Below are 18,340 nucleotides of genomic sequence, written 5' to 3'. Positions count from 1 at the left end.
CGTCAACCTGGACCTGATCTACGGCACACCGGGGGAGCGGGCGGCGGACCTGGCCGCGTCGCTGGACGCGGTGCTCGAGGCGGGCGTCGACCACGTGTCGGCGTACGCGCTGATCGTCGAGCCCGGCACGGCCCTGGCGCGCCGCATCGCCCGCGGCGACCTGCCCGCCCCGGACGACGACGTGCTGGCGGACCGCTACGAGCAGGTCGACGCGGCGCTGTCGGCGGCCGGGCTGCACTGGTACGAAGTGTCGAACTGGGCGAGCGCGCCCGCGGCGTGGTGCCGGCACAACCTGGGCTACTGGCACGGCGCGAACTGGTGGGGCGTCGGGCCGGGGGCGCACAGCCATGTGGGCGGGGTGCGCTGGTGGAACGTGAAGCACCCGGCGCGCTACGCGGCGCTGCTGGCGCAGGGCACGTCCCCGGCGGTCGCCCGCGAGCTTCTATCCACTTCGGACCGTCAGCTGGAGCGGGTGATGCTGGAGCTGCGTCTGGTGGACGGCCTCGTGATCGACGCCCTGAGCGAGCCGGCACAGGCGCAGGCGCGCCGGATGGCGGAGGAGGGGCTGCTGGACGCGGCCGCGCTGAAGGGCGTGAACGGCCGCTTCGGCCGCTGCGTGCTCACCTTGCGCGGCCGGCTCCTGGCCGACGCGGTCGTCCGCCGCCTGACCTAAGCGGACTCTGCGGCGCGCTTCAGGCTCTGCGCCTCGGTGGTCATGTAACGGTTGGTCAGGCCCTTGTAGATGCGGCCGAAGACCGGAACCAGCAGCCCGCGCATCTCCAGTGTCAGGGCCAGGCGGGAGCGACCGTCCGCCAGCGTCTCGACCCGGTGGCCCGCGACGCTGGTCACGCCTCCGGACTTCTGGCGGAACTCGAAGTAGGACGGCGCATCCCAGACGGTGACCTCCCAGGTGCCCTCCGGCAGCTTCGGTTGCTTGAGGCGCACGCGGGTGCCGGTGGCGACGGGAGCGGGCGTGAGCAGCTCGACGATATCGACCGTCTCGATCCGCTGCGGCCACGCTTCCAGGTCGCTGAGGACGTCCCAAACCCGCTGCTGCGGGGCATCGATGTCGATGGAGTGCTCAAAGCGCATGGCGGTCGGTCACCTCGAAGTTCGCTGGGGATGGGCAGCGTACAGCCGTCTTCGGCCCAGCCGTCAGATCGGCTCGCCGGAGACGACGAGCATGCCGTACTGGCACTTGCTGAACACCGTGGCGAGGGCCCGCCACTGCCGGTGCACGCACAACAGGCGCAGCGCCCGGTAGGCGTACCAGGGCAGGTCCTCGTCCCACAGCTCGGCGAGCTCGTCGCGGCTGGGCAGGTAGGTCCTGGCCGTGGCGACCTGGCGCAGCCGGAACCGGTCGAGGCCGCTGGTGTCGGAGTCGACGAGCTCGAGCAGCAGCCTGCTGGTCTCGGCGGTCAGCTCACGGATCTCCGGCATGTACGGCGTGAGGCCGCCGAAGTACGCGCCGGCCATCCGTCCGATCATGCTGCGGATGCCGGTGTCGTCGTCGATGTCGACGAGCGAGGACGCGATGGTCTCCAGGCGCTCGTGCACCTCGACGAACCCGGCCAGCCGGTGTTCCTGCCCGAGCACGGGTTCCCGTGGCGGCAGCGGGGTGTGCGTCCGGCGCGCCTCACGGTGCGTCTCGCGTTGGTGCATCGAGTGGACCGCCAGGATGGCGACGATCGCGAGGAGCGCCAGGCAGATCAACAGCACCACCAGCACGGTCCCGATGACGCTCACGATCGAGACGACGACGTTCTCGAACGGCTCGAACCTGACCAGCAGCCAGACGAACGCGGCGACCGCGCCGATGCCGAGCAGGAGCCGCGCCACACAGCCACCGACCCGGCTGGCCAAGATCGCGAGGACGAGGCTCAGTCCCACGGCGAACAGGGGGTCGCGCAACACCTTCAGCGTGGTGTCCCACATCGCAACGTCCTCGGTAGATGGCCGCTCACCGGAATGTCGTCGGCCGGTCCGGGGATGTTATTCGCGCCTCAGCCGGCCGCCGCCGCGCCTCCCTTGGCGCGCAGTCCCAGGAGCATTCGGCCCATCACGTCGAGGTACTCCTCCTTGATGCGCGGCTGCTCGCTCGCCGGGGCGCCCGCCAACGCCTGGCCTGCCGCGCCGAGCATGCCGAAGGCCAGCTGCGTGGTCGTCTCCAGCGGGACCGGGACGATGGCGCCGCTGTCCAGCAACGCGCGCACGAACGTCTCCACCATCCCGTACGCGTACTTCTGCTCCTCCTCGATCCAGCTCGCCCAGCCGAGCGCCAGCGGTCCCTCCTGCCACACCACGCGGCCGTACACCGGGTCGCAGCACTGGGTCAGGAACTCGTCCAGCGCCAGCAGCGAGCTCTCCCACGCGTTCGTGCCCCGCGCGCCCGCCTTCGCCGCCTGGTCGACGACTGTGGTCTCCAGCCGCGCGAACACCGCCTCGAACAGCGCCTTCTTGCTGCTGAAGTGGTGGTACACCGCGCCGCGGCTCGCTTGGATGTCCGCGGCGACGTCCTCCAGCGAGGTGCCCGTGTAGCCCAGTTCGGCGAACCGCTGGGTGGCCGCGTCGAGCAGCGCGGCGCGGGTGGCTTCGGAGAACTGGTCGCGTCTGCTCTTCGCCGTTGACATGCGCCGAGTATAAAACATACGCTGCGTATGTTACGAACGCAGAGTAGGCGAGGGGGTCTCCAATGACGGAAGCGGTCGTCTTCAACCCGTTGCTCCCGGGGTTCGAGGCGGACCCCTACCAGCACTACCGCGAGCTGCGCGACCTCGACCCGGTCCACGACCACCCGCTGGGGTTCTGGTTCCTGACCCGGTACGACGACGTCGCGCAGCTGCTGCGCTCCGGCCTGTCGGTCGAGGACCGCAACCTCGCCGCGGGACCGGTCGCCGACCAGTACCGGGCGTTCGTCGGTGAGCGGAACACCGTCACACTGTCCATGTTGGACCGTGACCCGCCCGACCACACGCGGTTGCGCTCGCTCGTCACCAAGGTCTTCACGCCCCGCGCGGTCGCCGCTTTGGAGCCGATGGTCGCCGGGCTCGTCGATGAGGCGCTGGACCGCATCGCCGACGGCAAGCAGGTGGACCTCGTCGAGGAGCTGGCGTTCCCACTGCCGTTCGCGGTGATCTCGAAGATGCTCGGCACCCCGCCGACCGACCACGTGCGACTACGCGAGCTGACCGGCACCCTGGTCCGCTCGCTCGAGGTGGTCACCGACCCGGAGGTCATCCGCGCGATCGTCGACGCCGAGGTCCAGCTCGGCGGGATGACCGAGGAGATCATCGCCTGGAAGCGCGCCAACCCGGCCGACGACCTGCTCACCGCCCTGATCGCGGCCGAGGAGGACGGCGACAAACTGTCCGACGACGAGCTGGTGGCCCAGGTGCTGCTGCTCTACGTCGCCGGCCACGAGACGACCGTCAACCTCATCGCGAACGGCGTCGTCGCGTTGCTGCGCAACCCTTCGCAGCTCGCGCTGCTGCGTTCGCGGCCCGAGCTGGCCGGGGGCGCGGTCGAGGAGTTTCTGCGCTACGACAGCCCGGTCCAGCAGACCCGGCGGATCACGACGGCGCCGTATCCGTTGCGGGACAAGGAGATCCCGGCCGGCGAGTTCGTCATCGCGTGCCTTGGCGCGGCGAACCGGGACCCGGAGTTCTGGGGCCCGTCAGCCGACGAGCTGCAGATCGACCGCCCTGCCGCGCACCGGCATGTCTCGTTCGGCGCCGGCCCGCACCACTGCCTGGGCGCGGCGCTGGCCCGGTTGGAGGGCCGGCTCGCGATCGGCGGCCTGGCCTCGCGTTTCCCGTCGTTGGCGCTGGCCGGCGACGTGACGTGGAACGGCCGGCTCAACCTCCGGGGCGCCGCCGCGGTGCCGATCGGCGTCTGATCAGCGTCGGACCACTGCCAGCACGGGGCGGTGGTCGGATGCCACGGTGGGCAACACCTTGCTGTGGACCGGCTGTCCGTCGCTCAGCACGTAGTCGATCCGCGCGGTCGGGGCCTCGGCCGGGTAGGTGAACCCGTCGCCGTGACCCGCCGCGTGGCTGTCGTGGAGCAGCTGTGTGAGCGTGGTGATCTCCAGCTCCGTCGGCGGCGCGTTGAGGTCGCCGGTGAGCACGACCGGTTTCGTCGCGTCGCTGACGGCGTCGGCGACCGCGCGGGCCTGGAGCAGGCGGGAGTCGGCGTTGTCGTGCTGGAGGTGGGTGGTCATCGCCCGTACGTGCTGGCCACCGACGTCGATGATGGCTGCCAGCAGCCCGCGCTGTTCCTCGTCGGGGTTTCCCTTGGGCAGCAACGTGTTCCGCCAGTCGAGGATCGGGTGGCGGGAGAGGATCGCGGTGCCGTACTGCCTTCTCGGTTGTCCGGGTGCCGGCGGCTCGAGATCGAGGTTCGCGCCGTAGACGACGTGCATGCCGAGGCGCGTTGCCAGCTCCGCCGGCTCGTCGGTCCACTCGCTGCGCTCGCCGAAGTGCCGGTCGACCTCCTGCAGTCCCACGATGTCTGCATTGGTGCGCCGGATCTCGCCGGCGATGCGGTCGAGATCGAAGACGCCGTCGAGGCCGGCGCCGTGGTGGATGTTGAAGGACAGGACCGTCAGCGGCCTGTGATCAGCGGCGGCCGCCGGCGTGGCGAGCCCGACGAGCAGAACGGCGGCGAGTACCCACGGGAGTCGCATGTCCGTATGCAACCACACTGATCTTGGTCTACTGCGGGCCTTGGTGGATCGCGTCCAGCCGGGCCAGGTCGTCGGGGGTCAGCCGCAGAGTCGCGGCGGCGACGTTGTCGGCGAGGTGGTCGAGGTCGCCGGTGCCCGGGATGACCAGCACGTGCGGTCCACGGTGCAGGGCGAACGCCAGACGGACTTGCGCCGGGCCGGCGCGGTGCGCGGTGGCGATCGCGAGGATCTCGTCGTGCTCGGTGCCGCGGGGTCCGTCTTCGCGACCGGCGCCGGCGATGGAGAAGAACGGGACGTACGCCACGCCCTGCTCGCCGCAGGCATGCAGAACCTGGTCCTGCTGGGGGCGATGGCCGAGGCCGTAGGAGTTCTGCACGCACACCACGGGCGCGATCGCCTGGGCCTGGGCCAGATGCTCCGGGCGGGCGTTGGACACGCCGAGGTGGCGGATCAGGCCGGCGTCGCGCAACTCGGCCAACGCGCCGATGTGCTCGGTGATCGGGTCCGGCCCGGACAGGCGCAGGTTCACCAGGTCCAGCCGGTCGCGGCCGAGTTGACGCAGGTTCTCCTCGACCTGGCCACGCAGCTGGGCCGGGGTGGCCGCGGGCCGCCACTCGCCGGACGCGTCCCGGCCCGGCCCGACCTTGGTGGCGATGACCAGGTCTTCCGGGTACGGCGACAACGCGGTGTTGATCAGTTCGTTGGCCGAGCGCAGTGAGGAGAAGTAGAAGCTCGCGGTGTCGATGTGGTTGACACCCAACTCGACCGCGCGGCGCAGCACCGCGATCGCCTGGTCACGGTCGCCCGGGACGGCCTCGGCCGCGAACGCCGGGCCGCGCTGAGGCAAGCGCATCGCACCGAAGCCGACTCGGTTGACCTTCATGTCCCCGAGCGTCCAGGTTCCCGCAGCCGCCGCGTCGATCGCCTCAGAAGCCATGGCCGGAGTCTGGCACGCGCCCGGCGCGCCTTCGCGGCGCCTGTGGACAGGTCGACCGATTGAACGGTCCGTTCAATCGCCGGGGGGTCCCCCTGATTTCAACGCTACCCGCGAGCACCGACAATTTCGGGCGCGGCGGGGAGGACCGCCGGGAGTTGGTCGCATGACCATGTGCAACCACAGCACTCCGTCGACGAGGTGTCGTTCGCTTCACAGATCCGACTCGGCTGGAGCGAGGAGCCTGTTCAACCGCAGCAGCGCTTCTTGTCCAGCTGCGCTGATTTCGGTGAGGCCACCGTCCTGTGCCGTGCGGATGGTGCGTTGGACCTGATGCGGCAGCCGGAGCGCTTCGGCAGCGGCCAAGGCGGTGCGGAGGGCTTCACTGGCGCCGTCACTGTCGCCGGCCGCGAGGTGGACCCGTCCGGCGGTGACACGCTCGATGATGTGCCACTGCGGGGCGGCCGGCGTTGCGTCCGCGTGATCGGTCTGCATGATCTGGACCGCCTTGGCCGCGCGGTCCGTCGAGACGAGTCCGCGCAACAGGATCTCGCGGAAGGTGAAGGGGTTGAACAGCATCCCCTGCGCTCGTCCGTGGTCGAGCAGGTCACGGAACCGTGCGATCGCGCTGTCGAAGATGTCTGGTTCACCGTGTTCTCCGGCTGCGCGGGCGAGGAACGCGAGCGCGGTTCCTTGTCCTTCCGGGCCGGTTGACAGCTTCACCGCGCGGCTGAGTCGCTTGATCGCTGCCGGTGCTCGGGTCGCCTTGCGGAGTTCGTTGCCGTGCATCCTGAGCGTGTGTGCCAGGAAGGCAGGGTCTTCGAGGTGTTCGGCGATGATCAACGCCTTGCCGGTCCACCGGGCAGCGGCGGCCAGACGTTCTTCGGGGAGGACGGTGCCCAGCGACACACCGAGTGCCACTCGCGCCCGCCCGAGTAGCAAGAGGGTGTCCTGCTCGATGTGTCCTTCGGCAGCGCGTGCTTCCAGGCGGGCTGTGAGTGGCCACAGTTCGTTGACGGCGTCCACCGCGCGGCCGGCCTGTCGGGCGATTTCCGCCAGTCGGATCGTGGAATCACCGAACTGGACCATGGCGGCGAAGTCCGCGTCTCCTCCGTCGGTCACACCGAACACGTGCGTGGGGAGGCCAAGTTTGCGTGCGATGTGCCGACGGGTACCGATGTCATTGATCGAGCGGCGACCCGTTTCGATCATGGACACATACGTCTTGTCGTAGCCGAGAATGTCAGCCAGGCGTTGTTGACTGAGACCGTTGAGGCGGCGGTAGGTCTGCAGAATCGTGGCCAGGTCGCGGCTGGTCAGCGCGGCGGCAGCTTCCCGAGTCGACCACATCCACAACGCTGGCACGAGGCGGCGGGCTGGGACCGTGCTCATTGCCGACATCCGCCAAGTCTTGAGGCGTGCTCGCGTAGCCTCGCGTACCAGGTTGCGATCGAGTGCTTGTAACCATCCGGCATGAAGAGTTTGGGTACCTCTTTTTCGGTGAACAGGCCGATCTCTTTGTGCTCATGAGAAAGCACTGGCTGTGTGTTTTCTCTCGGGTAGCAACCATATGTCACGATGAAAACGTGCTTGTCGGCAGCGTTTATGTAGTACATCCACGTGTCGAGAATCGGGCCGGTCCGAACCTTCCAGCGCGTTTCTTCGAGAATCTCCCTGGCAACGCACTCTTCCGGAGTCTCGCCGACCTCGATGCGACCGCCTGGAAGCTCCCATTCCTCGCGTTCGTTGCGCAGCAGGAGCACCTTGCCGTCTCGCACCACGACCCCCTTGATCGAGACCGAGAACGTTTGCTGCTGGTGCGCGTGCTGATCCACTGGTGCCTCTGCTCTCCGGTCTGGCTTGCTTCCTGAACAAGGTAGCGCACTAACAACGATTTATCTGGATTGAGCGGGTTGACAGTCTGTCACTGGACACTGGCGATGACATCGCCTTTCCTGAGTTGCAGAAGTGGTGAACTCTGGAGGAGGTCGGACGGGATGCCTGATTTGTGGACGTGGTATCGAGTGAGCCCTCAGAAGGGCGCGGCGACCGAGCTCGTTTCGCTGCTGGCCGAGCACGGGCTAGTCCTGTTCGACGGCGTGAACAATCCTGATGAACTGCTGCAACTGGCCCGCTCGATCGCTGCGGTCGTTCCCCATCGGGACAGCGACGCGGCCGGAATCACCACGATCGCCGACGTTGGTGGTGAACTTCGCAGTGGCTTCGCGGGCTTCAGCGCGTGCGCGCTCGATCCCCACACCGACCGGTCGGGAATCGCCAACCCGCCCGCTCTGTTGATGATGTCCTGCGGGCGGCCCGCGAGCAGTGGCGGTGAATGCGTCGCCGTCGACGGGAAATTAATTTACGACGATCTCGCCGAAACGAGCCCCGAGGCGATCGAAGCATTGAGCAGCCCTCGATCGGTCTTGTTTGGCGGCGCCGCCGGGCACCTTGGGTCGATCTTCTCGAGAATCGGCGACAGGATCGTCATTCGCCTTCGGCTGACGACCGTGCCTGGTTCTCGCCGGAAACTACGCGCTGGCTACCCGTTCTTCGCGCGGCGATTGATCGGCACGCCATCCTGTTCAAGCTTGATGCCGGCACGGGTTACGTCATCGACAACCATCGTTGGCTGCACGGCCGACGCGCATTCACGGGGGAGCGCGTGATGTACCGAGTCAACGGCGATCCGCTGGCCTGCTTGGCGCTCGCGTCTGGCTTCCGGTCGGCGTCGGCTCGGCCAGTCGCTCCAGCCGGGTCCAACCGACCCAGCCACGGTCGCGCAACAGGTCCAGCAGCCGCTGCGCCCGCGGGTCGGACTCGACGACGATTGCGTCCAGCACGTCAACCGCCAGATCGTCGTGCGCCACCTCGCCGTTGAGCTCGCCGGCGGCGTATGCCTGCTCGGCCATGCCAGCCATGAGATCGGCGGCTTCCTCCAGAAGCTCCAGAAGCTCGTCGTCGCCTGCGTCACTGTCGCCGAGCTCCGACAGGACCCGATAGAGCCGAACGAGTTGCGGGTCATCGAGCTGCGCGTGTTTGCTGGCCATGACCTCGCTGACGCCATCGGGCCAGCGAGCCGCGACCAGGATCCACCCGTCCCGCTCACCCTGCACCACCCGCTCCGACGCCCCGATCTCCCGCAGCCGATCCAGATACGAGATCACCTCCGGCGGGAGCGCCAGACTGTCCCCGGCAGCGAGCTGCGTGATCTGCTTGCGGCTTGCCTCGAGCCGTTCGATCTCGTCGCGTAGGTGGTCGTCGATCCGTTGCACCGCTTCGGCGAAGGTCGACTCGTCGGCTTCGAGCATGTGACCGATCTCCGACAGTGGCACGCCGGCGTTGGCGAGGGTACGGATCTTGACCAGCGACACGACCGCCATCGCGCCGTAACGTCGGTAACCCGACGCATCCCGCGACGGCTCGGGTAGCAGCCCGATCTGGTGGTAGTGCCGCACCGCCCGCACCGTGACGCCCGCGTACGCCGCGAGTTGACCGATCGTCAGCATGCCCTGATCCTGCACCCAGTCAGGAGATCTTGCGACGGTAGACGATGTTGGCGAAGACGTAGGCGACGACGAGGATGCCGACGCACCAGGCGAGTGCGATCCAGATGTCGCTGCCGACCGGTTGCTGGGTGAACAGGTCGCGGATCGTTTCGACGATGGAGGTCACCGGCTGGTTCTCGGCGAAGGCGCGCACCGGGCCGGGCATCGTCTCGGTGGGCACGAAGGCCGAGCTGAGGAACGGCAGGAACAGCAGCGGGTAGGAGAACGCGCTCGCGCCGTCCACGCTCTTCGCGGTGAGGCCGGGGATGACGGCGATCCACGTCAGCGCCAGAGTGAACAGGACGAGGATGCCGGCCACCGCGAGCCAGGTCAGCACTCCGGCGCCCGAGCGGAAGCCCATCAGCAGCGCGACGCCGATGACGACCACGAGCGAGATCACGTTGGCGACCACCGAGGTCAGCACGTGCGCCCACAGCACCGACGACCGCGCGATCGGCATCGACTGGAACCGCTCGAAGATCCCGCCCTGCATGTCCATGAAGAGCCGGAACGCGGTGTAGGCGATGCCCGACGCGATGGTGATCAGCAGGATGCCGGGCAGCATGTAGTTCACATACGAGGCCGTCCCGGTGTCGATCGCCCCGCCGAACACGTAGACGAAGATCAGCATCAGGGCGATCGGCGTGATCGCGGTCGTGATGATCGTGTCCAGGCTGCGGGTGACGTGACGCAGGGTCCGTCCTGTGAGGACGACGGTGTCGCCCAGGAAATGCGTGGCCATGTTGTTCCTCAGCTCTTTTCCGCGTGGCCGACCACCGCGAAGAAGACGTCTTCGAGGGAGGGCTGCTTCTCGACGTACTCGACCTTGGCGGGCGGCAGCAGCTTCTTGAGCTCGGCCAGGGTGCCGTCGACGATGATCCGACCCTCGTGGAGGATCGCGATCCGGTCGGCCAGCTGTTCGGCCTCTTCCAGGTACTGGGTGGTGAGCAGCACGGTCGTGCCGCCATCGGCGAGCTCCTTGACGGCCCGCCACACCTCGATGCGCGCCTCCGGGTCCAGCCCGGCCGTCGGCTCGTCGAGGAAGATGATCGGCGGGTTCCCGATGAGACTCATCGAGATGTCCAGGCGGCGGCGCATGCCACCGGAGTAGGTGGCAACCCTCCGGGCGCCCGCCTCGGTCAGCGAGAAGCGCTTCAGCAGGTCATCCGCGATCGCGCCCGGGTTCTCGAGGTGCCTCAGCTTGGCGATCAGGACGAGGTTCTCCCGCCCGCTGAGGATCTCGTCGACCGCCGCGAACTGCCCGGTGAGGCTGATGGCCTCGCGTACGTCGGCGGCCTGCGTCGCGACATCGAAGCCGTTGACCCGGACAGTCCCCGCGTCGGCCTTGAGCAGCGTGCACAGGATCTTCACCATCGTGGTCTTGCCCGCCCCGTTCGAGCCGAGCAGGGCGAGGATGTTGCCCCGTGCCACGTCGAGGTCCACGCCGCGCAGCACGTGCAGCTCCTTGTACGACTTCTCCAGGCCCCGCACGTGGATCGCGGGCGGGTGGACTTGATCGGTTGTCGGTGGCGTGCTCATGACGAACAGCATGGAGGGTTGACGCTGCGTCAGGGTCAAGCCCGAGGTGTCACAACGTGGTCGCGAGCGGTGTCTCCATGCGCGAACATCGACAACAGGAGGAGACATGGCCCGCATCCCCGCCACCGAGTTCACCGGAGTGACCGGCCGCTTCATCAAGATCGTCGCTCGTCGGATGCTCGGCGTCGTGCCCGAGCCGCTCGCGGTGATGTGGCACCACCCCAAGATCGTCATGGCTTCGAGCAGCTTCGGCCGCAAGGTCAGCAAGCTGCACGGCGTGGACGCGAACCTGAAGTCGTTCGCCCACATGGCCGCCGTCTCGCTCATCGGGTGTAGCTGGTGCCTCGACTACGCCTACTTCGCCACCCACAACGAGGGCCTCGACGAGGCCAAGGCCCGCGAGGTGCCCCGCTGGCGCGAGTCCGACGTCTTCACCCCGCTCGAGCGCCAGGTCATGGAGTACGCCGAGGCCATGAGCCAGACCCCGCCCACCGTCACCGACGAGATGTCCGCCGCGCTGCTCGAGGAACTGGGCGCCCCGGGGATGATCGAGCTGACGACCTTCATCGCGTTCGGCAACATGGCCGCCCGCGGCAACGTCGCGCTCGGGATCGAGGCCCAGGGGTTCGCCGCCGCCTGCGAGATGCGCCCACTGGCCGAGAGAGCCACGGCATGACCGACCCCTTCCTCACCCACCGCAGCCTGCTCTTCACGGTCGCCTACGAGATGCTCGGCTCCGCCGCCGACGCCGAGGACGTCGTGCAGGAGACCTGGCTGCGCTGGGCGGACGTCGACCGGGCCGAGGTGCGTGACCCGCGGGCCTACCTGGTGCGGACCGTGACCCGCCAGGCGCTCAACCGGCTGCGCACCATGGCCCGTCGGCGCGAGGACTACGTCGGCGAGTGGCTGCCCGAACCGCTGCTGACCAGTCCCGACGTCGCCGAGGACGTCGAGCTCGCCGAGAGCGTCTCCTATGCGATGCTCACCGTGCTGGAGACGCTCGGCCCGACCGAGCGGGCGGTGTTCGTGCTGCGCGAGGTGTTCGAGGCACCGTACGAGGAGATCGCCGGCGCGCTCGACAAGTCCCCGGCCGCCGTCCGGCAGATCGCCCACCGCGCCCGCGAGCACGTGGCGGCCCGGCGGCCCCGCATGGCGGTCAGCCGGGCCGAGCAGCAGGCGGTCGTGGAACGGTTCCGCACCGCGATCGTCACCGGTGACCTGCAAAGCCTCTTCGACGTCCTCGCGCCCGACGTGGTCCTGGTCGCCGACGGCGGCGGCCTGGTGCCAGCGTTCCGCCACCCGGTCGAGGGCGCCGAGCGCGTGGCCAAGATCCTTTCCGGCTTCCCCAGGTACGGGGCGGGCGCCCGAATGGGGACCATGTGGCTCAACGGTGCCCCGGCGCTACGCATCGACCTCGACGGCGTGCTCAACGCCGCGGTCAGTTTCGTCTTCGAGGCCGGTCGGATCAGCCGCATCTACACGGTGGCCAACCCGGACAAGCTCGCCCGGCTCGGCGAGACCGTGCACCTGACTAAACAACCGATCGAGTGACGGGATCCCACTTCGCACATCGCACGGAGATGGTGGGCTGATCTCTGTGTCGCGAAGGGGGAATCCAATGAACGACCGCTACAGCCCTGGCCTCAACAAGCGGAGACTCGGCCGGCTGCTGGTCCGCTTCCGGAAGGAGGCACACCTCACCCTCGACGACGCCGCACAGCTGCTCTACCTCAGCCGCTCCGGTCTGAACCGGCTGGAGACCGGCGGCACCAAGATCAACGTGCACGTGCTCGACCTCTACGAGATCGGCGGCGACCGCTGGCCCGGCCTCATCGAGATGGCCCTCCATGCCAGAGAGAAGGGCTGGTGGCACGAGTTCGGGCCTGGAGTCGCCGGGATGTACGTCGACTACGAGACCGAGGCTGCTGAGATCCTCTCCCTCGGCGTGGCCACAGTGCACGGCCTGCTGCAGACGCCCGACCACACCCGAGCCTGGCTGGGGCGCATCCACCGGGGCCGCCGGGACATCGATGATCTGATCGCTCGCAACATCGCCTTGGGCAGGGCTCGGCAAGAACGGCTCGACGGCGAGCAACCGCTGCGACTCAAGGTGATCTTGGACGAGCCCGTCCTGATGCGCCCGGTGGGCGGGCAGGACGTGCAGGCCGGCCAGCTCGCTCACCTGGCCGAGGCAGCCGAGCGGCCGAACATCGACATTCGAGTGCTGCCGTTGGCGCAAGCGCATCCGGGCCTGCAGGGCGCCTTCAGCATCATGCGGTTCCCGCGCGATATGGAGGAGCCCGACGTCATTTATCACCAGTACCCTTTCAACGAGCAGTTCCTCGACAGCCCAGAGCAGATCAGCAGGTTCCATCAGCTGTTCCGGGAGCTGTGGTCGGAGGCACTGGGTCCGGAGGACTCGGTCGAGCTGCTTCGGCGGCACGCCGAGCTGTAGGTGGGAAGGGATCGACGGTGGACTTGGTCTGGCGGAAGAGCAGTCTCAGCAGTGGTGAGGGCACCGAGTGCGTCGAGGTTGCCCTGCCGCCCGAGGCTGCCGCACTCCGGGACTCGAAGCACCGGTCCGGCCCCGTCCTGACGGTGCCGCGCGAGAGCTGGATCCGCCTGCTCGGCTCGCTCCGCTAGCACGCGTCGAGAGGGAGTGCCAGGCGCTCCGTAAACTCGTGGGTGAAACCGAGGGAGGTGCAGGGTGGCGAGCTCGGACGAGCGCCGGTTCGCGGTGCTCCGGGCGATCGTCGCGGACTACGTCTCCAACCAGGAGCCGGTGGCGTCCAAGGCGATCGTCGACCGGCACAACCTGGGCGTCTCCAGCGCCACCGTGCGCAACGACATGGCCTCGCTCGAGGAGGACGGCTACATCGCGCAGCCGCACACCAGCGCCGGCCGGGTCCCGACGGACAAGGGCTACCGCCTGTTCGTCGACCGGTTGTCCGAGGTCAAGCCGCTGTCGGGGGCCGAGCGACGTGCGATCCGCTCGTTCCTGGACGGCGCCATCGACCTGGACGACGTGCTGCGCCGCAGCGTGCGGATGCTCGCCCAGCTGACCAGGCAGGTCGCGGTCATCCAGTACCCGACGCTGACGCACTCGCTGGTCCGGCACATCGAGCTGGTCCAGCTCACGCCGGCGCGTGTCATGCTGGTCCTGATCACCGACAACGGCCGGGTCGACCAGCGGATGATCGACCTGGGCGACGTGATCACCGAGGAAACGGTGGGCCGGCTGCGCACGATGCTCAACTCGGCGCTCGTCGACCACCGCGTCACCGACGCCGCGGCCAAGGTCAGCGAGCTGCTCGAGGAGGCCCCCACCGAGCTGCGAGACGCGATGACGCGGATCGCGACCATACTGGTGGAGTCGCTCGTCGAGCATCCGGAGGACCGGCTGGTCCTGGGCGGCACGGCCAACCTCACTCGCAACGCGGCGGACTTTCCCGGGTCGCTGCGGCAGGTTCTCGAGGCGCTCGAGGAGCAGGTGGTGGTGCTCAAGCTGTTCGCCGCCGCGGGCTCGCCGGGCATGGTCACCGTCCGGATCGGCGAGGAGAACGAGGCCGAGGAGATGCGCAGCACGTCTGTCGTCTCGATCGGCTACGGGGCGCACCACACCCTGCTGGGTGGGATGGGCGTGGTGGGCCCGACGCGAATGGACTACCCGGGGACGATCGCGGCAGTGCGCGCGGTCGCCAACTACGTGGGAGACATCCTGGCCGGGCACTGACGCCGGCTGGGACAGGAGGACAGGAACACGGTGGCGAGGGACTACTACGGCGCACTCGGCGTGCGGCAGGACGCGACCTCCGAGGAGATCAAGCGTGCCTACCGCAAGCTCGCGCGCGAGCTGCATCCGGACGTCAACCCGGACGAGTCCGCGAAGGAGCGGTTCAGCGAGGTGACGGCGGCCTACGAGGTCCTGTCGGACCCGCAGAAGCGCAAGATCGTGGACATGGGCGGCGACCCGCTCGGCAACGGTGGCGGCGGGGGAGGCCGCGACCCGTTCGCCGGGTTCGGGCTCGGCGACATCATGGACGCGTTCTTCGGCGGTGGCGGCGCCGGCGGCGGGCGGGGGCCGCGCAGCCGCGTGCAGCCCGGCGCGGACGCGCTGATCCGTATCGAGCTGTCGCTGGAGGAGTGCAACACCGGGGTGAGCCGCGAGCTGACCGTCGACACGGCCGTGCTGTGCGACGAGTGCCGCGGGTCCGGGTGCGCGGAGGGCTCGTCGCCGCAGGTGTGCGACACGTGCGCCGGGCGCGGCGAGATCCAGTCGGTGCAGCGGTCGTTCCTCGGCCAGGTCGTCACGGCCCGGCCGTGCCCGGTGTGCCGGGGGATCGGCGAGGTCATTCCCGACCCGTGCCGGCAGTGCGCCGGAGACGGTCGGGTGCGCGCGCGGCGGACGATCACCGCGAAGGTCCCGCCGGGTGTCGCCGACGGCATGCGGGTGCGGCTGTCCGGCCAGGGCGAGGTCGGCCCGGGCGGCGGGCCGGCCGGCGACCTGTACGTCGAGGTCGTCGAGCTGCCGCACCGCACGTTCGAGCGCAACGGGGCGGACCTGCACTGCACGGTGCGGATCCCGATGACGACCGCCGCGCTGGGGTCGGTGGTCCCGCTGGACACGTTGGACGACACGGTCGAGCTGACGCTGGAGCCGGGCACGCAGCCGAACACCGAGCTGGTGCTCGCGGGGCACGGCCTGCCGCGGCTGCGCTCGACCGGCCGGGTCGACGGGCGCGGTGATCTGCACGTGCATGTGGAGGTCGACATACCGTCGAAGTTGGACGCTCGGCAGACCGAGCTGCTGCGCGAGCTGGCGAACCTGCGCGGCGAAGAGGGACACGTGGTGGCGTCCGCGAACGGTCGCGGCGGCGGGCTGTTCTCGCGGCTGCGCGCCCGGCACCGTTGAGCGACATGGCGCCCGTCTTCCTGGTTGCGGAGTTGCCGTTCTCTGAAACGTTTGTACTCGACGGACCGGAGGGTCGACACGCCGCTGCCGTGCGCCGGCTTGGTCCCGGTTCGGAGTTGGTCGTGTCCGACGGTGTCGGCGGTTCGGCGGCGTGTGTCGTGGAGTCGACGGTGGGCAAGGACTCGTTGGCGCTACGGATTTCGCGGCGCTGGCACGTGCCGGCGCCTGCTTTGCGCATCGTCCTCGGGCTTGCCCTGATCAAGGGGGACCGCGGCGAGCTGGCCGTCGAACTGGCCACCGAAACCGGCGTCGACTCGGTCGTCCCCTGGCGTGCGTCGCGCTGTGTCGCCCGCTGGGACGACGGCCCGCGAGGCGCGAAAGCGTTGGCACGCTGGCGAAGCACGGCGCGCGAGGCGGCCAAGCAGTCGCGGCGCGCGTGGGTGCCGTCGGTCGCGGAGCCGGTGTCGACGGCCGGGTTGGCCGTGCTGGTCCGGGAATCGGCGCTGACCGTGGTGCTCGACGCCGCTGCCCCAAGTGGACTTACCGACTTGGACCTTCCGGCCGACGGCGATCTGCTAGTCGTCGTAGGGCCCGAGGGAGGTATTTCCGATGGCGAGTTGATCGCCCTGCGAGAGGCAGGTGCGCAGGTCGCGAGGCTCGGCCCGACCGTGCTGAGGGCGTCCACGGCACCGGCGGCCGCCATCGCGGCCCTAGGAGTACTGACGACACGCTGGCGCTGAGCGTGTCCAACGGTCTACTCTTTGCATTGCAGGCGACTGGTGGGCGCCATGCGTTTTGGACTACCGCCGGACACCTCCCCCCTCGGTCCGGCGGCGCCGCGTCGCGGTGGAGCGACCCCCAGGCTTCACCGCGACGCGGCATCCTCGGGGCTTCGGTTCGCCTACTCGCGCTTTGCGCTTCGCGGTTTGGCCCCATCGGTGTGTTGGCCGGGGGGCCGAGCCCCCCGAAACCCCCCACGGTGCGAGCTCCTGCTGACCCAGCTTGGTTTCTTTGTTGTATTGACCAGCGTTCGACTGGCCTCGCTTCGCATCGGCCAGTCGCCTCGCTTCGCATCGGCTCGGCCAGTCGCTTCGCTTCGGCCAGTTGTCTCGCTTCGCATCGGCTCGCCGATTTCATCTCGTCTTCTCGGATCTGGTTGTTCTTCGGTTCCGTTCTCCGACGAAACTTTCGGGGCTTTGCTCTCTTGTCTTCTTTTCTTGGTTCGGTTTCGCGTTGTATTGGGCAACTTGGCTGTTGGGGCGCTACCTTTCGGGGCGTGGCGGGATCTACTCCGGTTGAGGAGCTCGAGGTCGGGCATCGGGTCGTGCGGGTCACCAATCCCGGGCGCGTGTACTTCCCCGCTCGGGGGGAGACCAAGCTCGACCTCGTTCGGTACTACCTCTCCGTCGGCGACGGGATCGTGCGTGGGCTGCGCGAGCGGCCCTGCATGATGCACCGCTTCCCCGACGGCGTCGCCGGCGAGAAGGTTCACCAGAAGCGGCTGCCGCGCGGGGCGCCGCCCTGGGTGGAGACCGTGCGGGTCGACTTTCCGCGCTTCGGGCGCCACGCCTACGAACTGTGCGTCACTGAGCTCGCCAGCGTCATCTGGGCCGTGCAAATGTCCTGTGTGGAGTTTCATCCGTGGAACTCGCGCCGCGCCGACACAGAGAAGCCCGACGAGTGGCGCATCGACCTCGATCCGATGCCGGAGGCGTCCTTCGACAAGGTTCGGCGGGTCGCCGAGGTCACCAAGGAGCTGCTCGACGAGCTCGGCGCCGTCGGCTGGCCCAAGACCTCCGGCGGCAAGGGCATGCACGTCTACGTCCGCATCGAGCCGCGGTGGGGCTTCCGCGACGTGCGGCGCGCCGCGCACGCGTTCGCCCGCGAGGTCGAGCGGCGCGCCGGCGACCTCGTCGACCTCACGTGGTGGCGCAAGGAGCGCGACCCGGCCACGGTTTTCGTCGACTACAACCAGAACACCCGCGACCACACGATCCGCAGCGCGTACTCCGTCATCGGCGTCCCCGAGGCGCGCGTGTCGACCCCGATCCGCTGGGACGAGCTGGCCGACGTCGACCCGCGGGAGTTCACCATCGCCACCGTCCCCGCCCGGTACGCGTCGCTCGGCGACCTGCATGCCGGCATCGACGACACCGCCTACTCGCTCGACGAGCTGCTCGACTGGGCCGCCCGCGACGAGCGTGAAGGCGAGCCGCCCCCCGACGAGGACGACTAGCCTGCTCGCATGTCCGACTGCCTGTTCTGCAAGATCGTCGCCGGGGAAGTCCCGTCCACCAAGGTGCACGAGACCGAGACGACGATGGCCTTCCGGGACATCAACCCGCAGGCGAGGGTGCACATCCTGGTCGTGCCGAAGACCCACCACGAGGACGCCGTCGAGCTCGCCGCCGCCGACCCGCAGTTGCTGGCCGACGTGCTCGCCACCGGCGCCGCGGTCGCCAAGGCGGAGGGCATCGACGTGTCGGGCTACCGGTTCGTGTTCAACACCGGCGAGGACGCCGGGCGCACCGTGTTCCATGCCCACCTGCACCTCCTGGGCGGCGAGCTGCTCGGCATGTTCGGCCGCCCCACCGGCTGACCTGTCCACACCGCTGCACCACTCACCCCGTTCCCGTCAGACCTTCCGAGTAGGCTGGAAATCGGGGGCCGGAGGCCAAGCCGACGACATCTGGCCTGCTCAGCGCCCCACCCTCCACACGCCG

At 68.9% G+C, this 18,340-nt stretch carries 21 protein-coding genes and 2 pseudogenes; 13 read left to right on the top strand and 10 right to left on the bottom strand.

Annotated elements, in window-relative coordinates:
* Positions 1–673, top strand: a 673-nt coding sequence (locus tag ACRDSK_RS02935) for a coproporphyrinogen-III oxidase family protein (RefSeq protein WP_431438296.1), incomplete at its 5' end; no start/stop codon positions are given.
* Here ACRDSK_RS02935 and ACRDSK_RS02930 read toward each other — a convergent pair.
* The 3 genes from ACRDSK_RS02930 to ACRDSK_RS02920 all read right to left on the bottom strand — a co-directional run bounded on the left by ACRDSK_RS02930 (position 670) and on the right by ACRDSK_RS02920 (position 2,630).
* Entirely contained in the window at positions 670–1,092 is a 423-nt protein-coding gene (locus tag ACRDSK_RS02930) for an SRPBCC family protein (protein WP_431438295.1), read from the bottom strand. The genes ACRDSK_RS02935 and ACRDSK_RS02930 overlap by 4 nt on opposite strands.
* A gap of 63 nt (positions 1,093–1,155) precedes the next feature.
* Entirely contained in the window at positions 1,156–1,935 is a 780-nt protein-coding gene (locus tag ACRDSK_RS02925) for a hypothetical protein (protein WP_431438294.1), read from the bottom strand.
* Positions 1,936–2,003: 68 nt separating this feature from the next.
* Entirely contained in the window at positions 2,004–2,630 is a 627-nt protein-coding gene (locus ACRDSK_RS02920) for a TetR/AcrR family transcriptional regulator (protein ID WP_431438293.1), read from the bottom strand.
* Positions 2,631–2,692: 62 nt separating this feature from the next.
* On the opposite strand from ACRDSK_RS02920, the gene ACRDSK_RS02915 reads away from it, so the two are divergent.
* Entirely contained in the window at positions 2,693–3,895 is a 1,203-nt protein-coding gene (locus ACRDSK_RS02915; protein ID WP_431438292.1) for a cytochrome P450, read from the top strand.
* Here the strand turns inward: ACRDSK_RS02915 and ACRDSK_RS02910 are convergent, their stop codons facing one another.
* The 4 genes from ACRDSK_RS02910 to ACRDSK_RS02895 all read right to left on the bottom strand — a co-directional run bounded on the left by ACRDSK_RS02910 (position 3,896) and on the right by ACRDSK_RS02895 (position 7,453).
* Positions 3,896–4,684 (bottom strand): endonuclease/exonuclease/phosphatase family protein, encoded by a 789-nt coding sequence (locus tag ACRDSK_RS02910; protein ID WP_431438291.1) that lies wholly within the window; start codon positions 4,682–4,684, stop codon positions 3,896–3,898.
* Positions 4,685–4,712: 28 nt separating this feature from the next.
* On the bottom strand, positions 4,713–5,621 hold the full coding sequence (locus ACRDSK_RS02905) for an oxidoreductase (RefSeq protein WP_431438290.1): 909 nt from the start codon (positions 5,619–5,621) through the stop codon (positions 4,713–4,715).
* A gap of 210 nt (positions 5,622–5,831) precedes the next feature.
* Positions 5,832–7,010: a helix-turn-helix domain-containing protein gene (locus ACRDSK_RS02900; RefSeq protein ID WP_431438289.1), complete on the bottom strand. Its 1,179-nt coding sequence runs from the start codon at positions 7,008–7,010 to the stop codon at positions 5,832–5,834.
* Positions 7,007–7,453, bottom strand: a complete 447-nt coding sequence (locus tag ACRDSK_RS02895; RefSeq protein ID WP_431438288.1) for an NUDIX hydrolase — start codon at positions 7,451–7,453, stop codon at positions 7,007–7,009. Before ACRDSK_RS02895 ends, ACRDSK_RS02900 begins: the two co-directional genes overlap by 4 nt.
* A 105-nt stretch (positions 7,454–7,558) precedes the next feature.
* Between ACRDSK_RS02895 and ACRDSK_RS02890 the strand changes: the two are divergent.
* Both ACRDSK_RS02890 and ACRDSK_RS02885 read left to right on the top strand, forming a co-directional pair.
* Positions 7,559–8,038 (top strand): annotated as a pseudogene (locus ACRDSK_RS02890) (TauD/TfdA family dioxygenase); the annotation flags it as partial.
* Positions 7,954–8,238 (top strand): annotated as a pseudogene (locus ACRDSK_RS02885) (hypothetical protein); the annotation flags it as partial. The pseudogenes ACRDSK_RS02890 and ACRDSK_RS02885, both read left to right, overlap by 85 nt.
* A gap of 58 nt (positions 8,239–8,296) precedes the next feature.
* Here the strand turns inward: ACRDSK_RS02885 and ACRDSK_RS02880 are convergent.
* The 3 genes from ACRDSK_RS02880 to ACRDSK_RS02870 are packed head-to-tail and all read right to left on the bottom strand — an operon-like array spanning position 8,297 to position 10,705.
* Positions 8,297–9,127 carry a MerR family DNA-binding transcriptional regulator gene (locus tag ACRDSK_RS02880; RefSeq protein WP_431438287.1) on the bottom strand — a complete coding sequence of 277 codons (831 nt, stop codon included), beginning with the start codon at positions 9,125–9,127 and terminating at the stop codon, positions 8,297–8,299.
* 19 nt (positions 9,128–9,146) lie between these two features.
* Positions 9,147–9,908, bottom strand: coding sequence for an ABC transporter permease (locus ACRDSK_RS02875; RefSeq protein ID WP_431438286.1), 762 nt, complete (start codon positions 9,906–9,908; stop codon positions 9,147–9,149).
* A gap of 8 nt (positions 9,909–9,916) precedes the next feature.
* Positions 9,917–10,705, bottom strand: coding sequence for an ABC transporter ATP-binding protein (locus ACRDSK_RS02870; RefSeq protein WP_431438285.1), 789 nt, complete (start codon positions 10,703–10,705; stop codon positions 9,917–9,919).
* 106 nt (positions 10,706–10,811) lie between these two features.
* Between ACRDSK_RS02870 and ACRDSK_RS02865 the strand changes: the two genes are divergently transcribed.
* From ACRDSK_RS02865 to ACRDSK_RS02825, 9 genes are all read left to right on the top strand, one after another.
* A complete protein-coding gene (locus ACRDSK_RS02865) occupies positions 10,812–11,381 on the top strand; it encodes a carboxymuconolactone decarboxylase family protein (RefSeq protein WP_431438284.1) in 570 nt (189 codons plus the stop codon).
* Positions 11,378–12,256: an RNA polymerase sigma-70 factor gene (locus ACRDSK_RS02860; RefSeq protein WP_431438283.1), complete on the top strand. Its 879-nt coding sequence runs from the start codon at positions 11,378–11,380 to the stop codon at positions 12,254–12,256. The genes ACRDSK_RS02865 and ACRDSK_RS02860 overlap by 4 nt, the downstream gene beginning before the upstream one ends.
* A gap of 67 nt (positions 12,257–12,323) precedes the next feature.
* Positions 12,324–13,160, top strand: coding sequence for a helix-turn-helix domain-containing protein (locus ACRDSK_RS02855; protein ID WP_431438282.1), 837 nt, complete (start codon positions 12,324–12,326; stop codon positions 13,158–13,160).
* A gap of 17 nt (positions 13,161–13,177) precedes the next feature.
* Positions 13,178–13,348: a DUF397 domain-containing protein gene (locus ACRDSK_RS02850; protein ID WP_431438281.1), complete on the top strand. Its 171-nt coding sequence runs from the start codon at positions 13,178–13,180 to the stop codon at positions 13,346–13,348.
* A gap of 64 nt (positions 13,349–13,412) precedes the next feature.
* Entirely contained in the window at positions 13,413–14,438 is a 1,026-nt protein-coding gene (gene hrcA / locus ACRDSK_RS02845) for a heat-inducible transcriptional repressor HrcA (protein WP_431438280.1), read from the top strand.
* A gap of 30 nt (positions 14,439–14,468) precedes the next feature.
* The gene (gene dnaJ, locus ACRDSK_RS02840) at positions 14,469–15,617 is read left to right on the top strand and encodes a molecular chaperone DnaJ (protein ID WP_431438279.1); all 1,149 of its coding nucleotides are present in this window, start codon (positions 14,469–14,471) and stop codon (positions 15,615–15,617) included.
* A gap of 5 nt (positions 15,618–15,622) precedes the next feature.
* Entirely contained in the window at positions 15,623–16,357 is a 735-nt protein-coding gene (locus ACRDSK_RS02835) for a 16S rRNA (uracil(1498)-N(3))-methyltransferase (protein ID WP_431438278.1), read from the top strand.
* Between the two features lie 536 nt (positions 16,358–16,893).
* Positions 16,894–17,853, top strand: a complete 960-nt coding sequence (locus tag ACRDSK_RS02830; protein ID WP_431438277.1) for a DNA polymerase domain-containing protein — start codon at positions 16,894–16,896, stop codon at positions 17,851–17,853.
* A gap of 9 nt (positions 17,854–17,862) precedes the next feature.
* A complete protein-coding gene (locus tag ACRDSK_RS02825) occupies positions 17,863–18,216 on the top strand; it encodes a histidine triad nucleotide-binding protein (RefSeq protein WP_431438276.1) in 354 nt (117 codons plus the stop codon).
* Positions 18,217–18,340 lie beyond the last annotated feature (124 nt).

Origin of the sequence: Actinophytocola sp. (assembly GCF_050699915.1) — a bacterium.
Lineage (GTDB): Bacteria > Actinomycetota > Actinomycetes > Mycobacteriales > Pseudonocardiaceae > Actinophytocola.
The sequence above is the reverse complement of the archived record's forward strand: the minus strand, read 5'-3'. Positions and strand labels throughout refer to the sequence as shown.

What these genes read in the sequence shown, in the direction of transcription:
- ACRDSK_RS02930 (WP_431438295.1), bottom strand. Translation starts at nt 1,092, where the DNA reads ATGCGCTTTGAGCACTCCATCGACATCGATGCCCCGCAGCAGCGGGTT.
- ACRDSK_RS02925 (WP_431438294.1), bottom strand. Translation starts at nt 1,935, where the DNA reads ATGTGGGACACCACGCTGAAGGTGTTGCGCGACCCCCTGTTCGCCGTG.
- ACRDSK_RS02920 (WP_431438293.1), bottom strand. Translation starts at nt 2,630, where the DNA reads ATGTCAACGGCGAAGAGCAGACGCGACCAGTTCTCCGAAGCCACCCGC.
- ACRDSK_RS02915 (WP_431438292.1), top strand. Translation starts at nt 2,693, where the DNA reads ATGACGGAAGCGGTCGTCTTCAACCCGTTGCTCCCGGGGTTCGAGGCG.
- ACRDSK_RS02910 (WP_431438291.1), bottom strand. Translation starts at nt 4,684, where the DNA reads ATGCGACTCCCGTGGGTACTCGCCGCCGTTCTGCTCGTCGGGCTCGCC.
- ACRDSK_RS02905 (WP_431438290.1), bottom strand. Translation starts at nt 5,621, where the DNA reads ATGGCTTCTGAGGCGATCGACGCGGCGGCTGCGGGAACCTGGACGCTC.
- ACRDSK_RS02900 (WP_431438289.1), bottom strand. Translation starts at nt 7,010, where the DNA reads ATGAGCACGGTCCCAGCCCGCCGCCTCGTGCCAGCGTTGTGGATGTGG.
- ACRDSK_RS02880 (WP_431438287.1), bottom strand. Translation starts at nt 9,127, where the DNA reads ATGCTGACGATCGGTCAACTCGCGGCGTACGCGGGCGTCACGGTGCGG.
- ACRDSK_RS02875 (WP_431438286.1), bottom strand. Translation starts at nt 9,908, where the DNA reads ATGGCCACGCATTTCCTGGGCGACACCGTCGTCCTCACAGGACGGACC.
- ACRDSK_RS02870 (WP_431438285.1), bottom strand. Translation starts at nt 10,705, where the DNA reads ATGAGCACGCCACCGACAACCGATCAAGTCCACCCGCCCGCGATCCAC.
- ACRDSK_RS02865 (WP_431438284.1), top strand. Translation starts at nt 10,812, where the DNA reads ATGGCCCGCATCCCCGCCACCGAGTTCACCGGAGTGACCGGCCGCTTC.
- ACRDSK_RS02860 (WP_431438283.1), top strand. Translation starts at nt 11,378, where the DNA reads ATGACCGACCCCTTCCTCACCCACCGCAGCCTGCTCTTCACGGTCGCC.
- ACRDSK_RS02855 (WP_431438282.1), top strand. Translation starts at nt 12,324, where the DNA reads ATGAACGACCGCTACAGCCCTGGCCTCAACAAGCGGAGACTCGGCCGG.
- ACRDSK_RS02835 (WP_431438278.1), top strand. Translation starts at nt 15,623, where the DNA reads ATGGCGCCCGTCTTCCTGGTTGCGGAGTTGCCGTTCTCTGAAACGTTT.
- ACRDSK_RS02825 (WP_431438276.1), top strand. Translation starts at nt 17,863, where the DNA reads ATGTCCGACTGCCTGTTCTGCAAGATCGTCGCCGGGGAAGTCCCGTCC.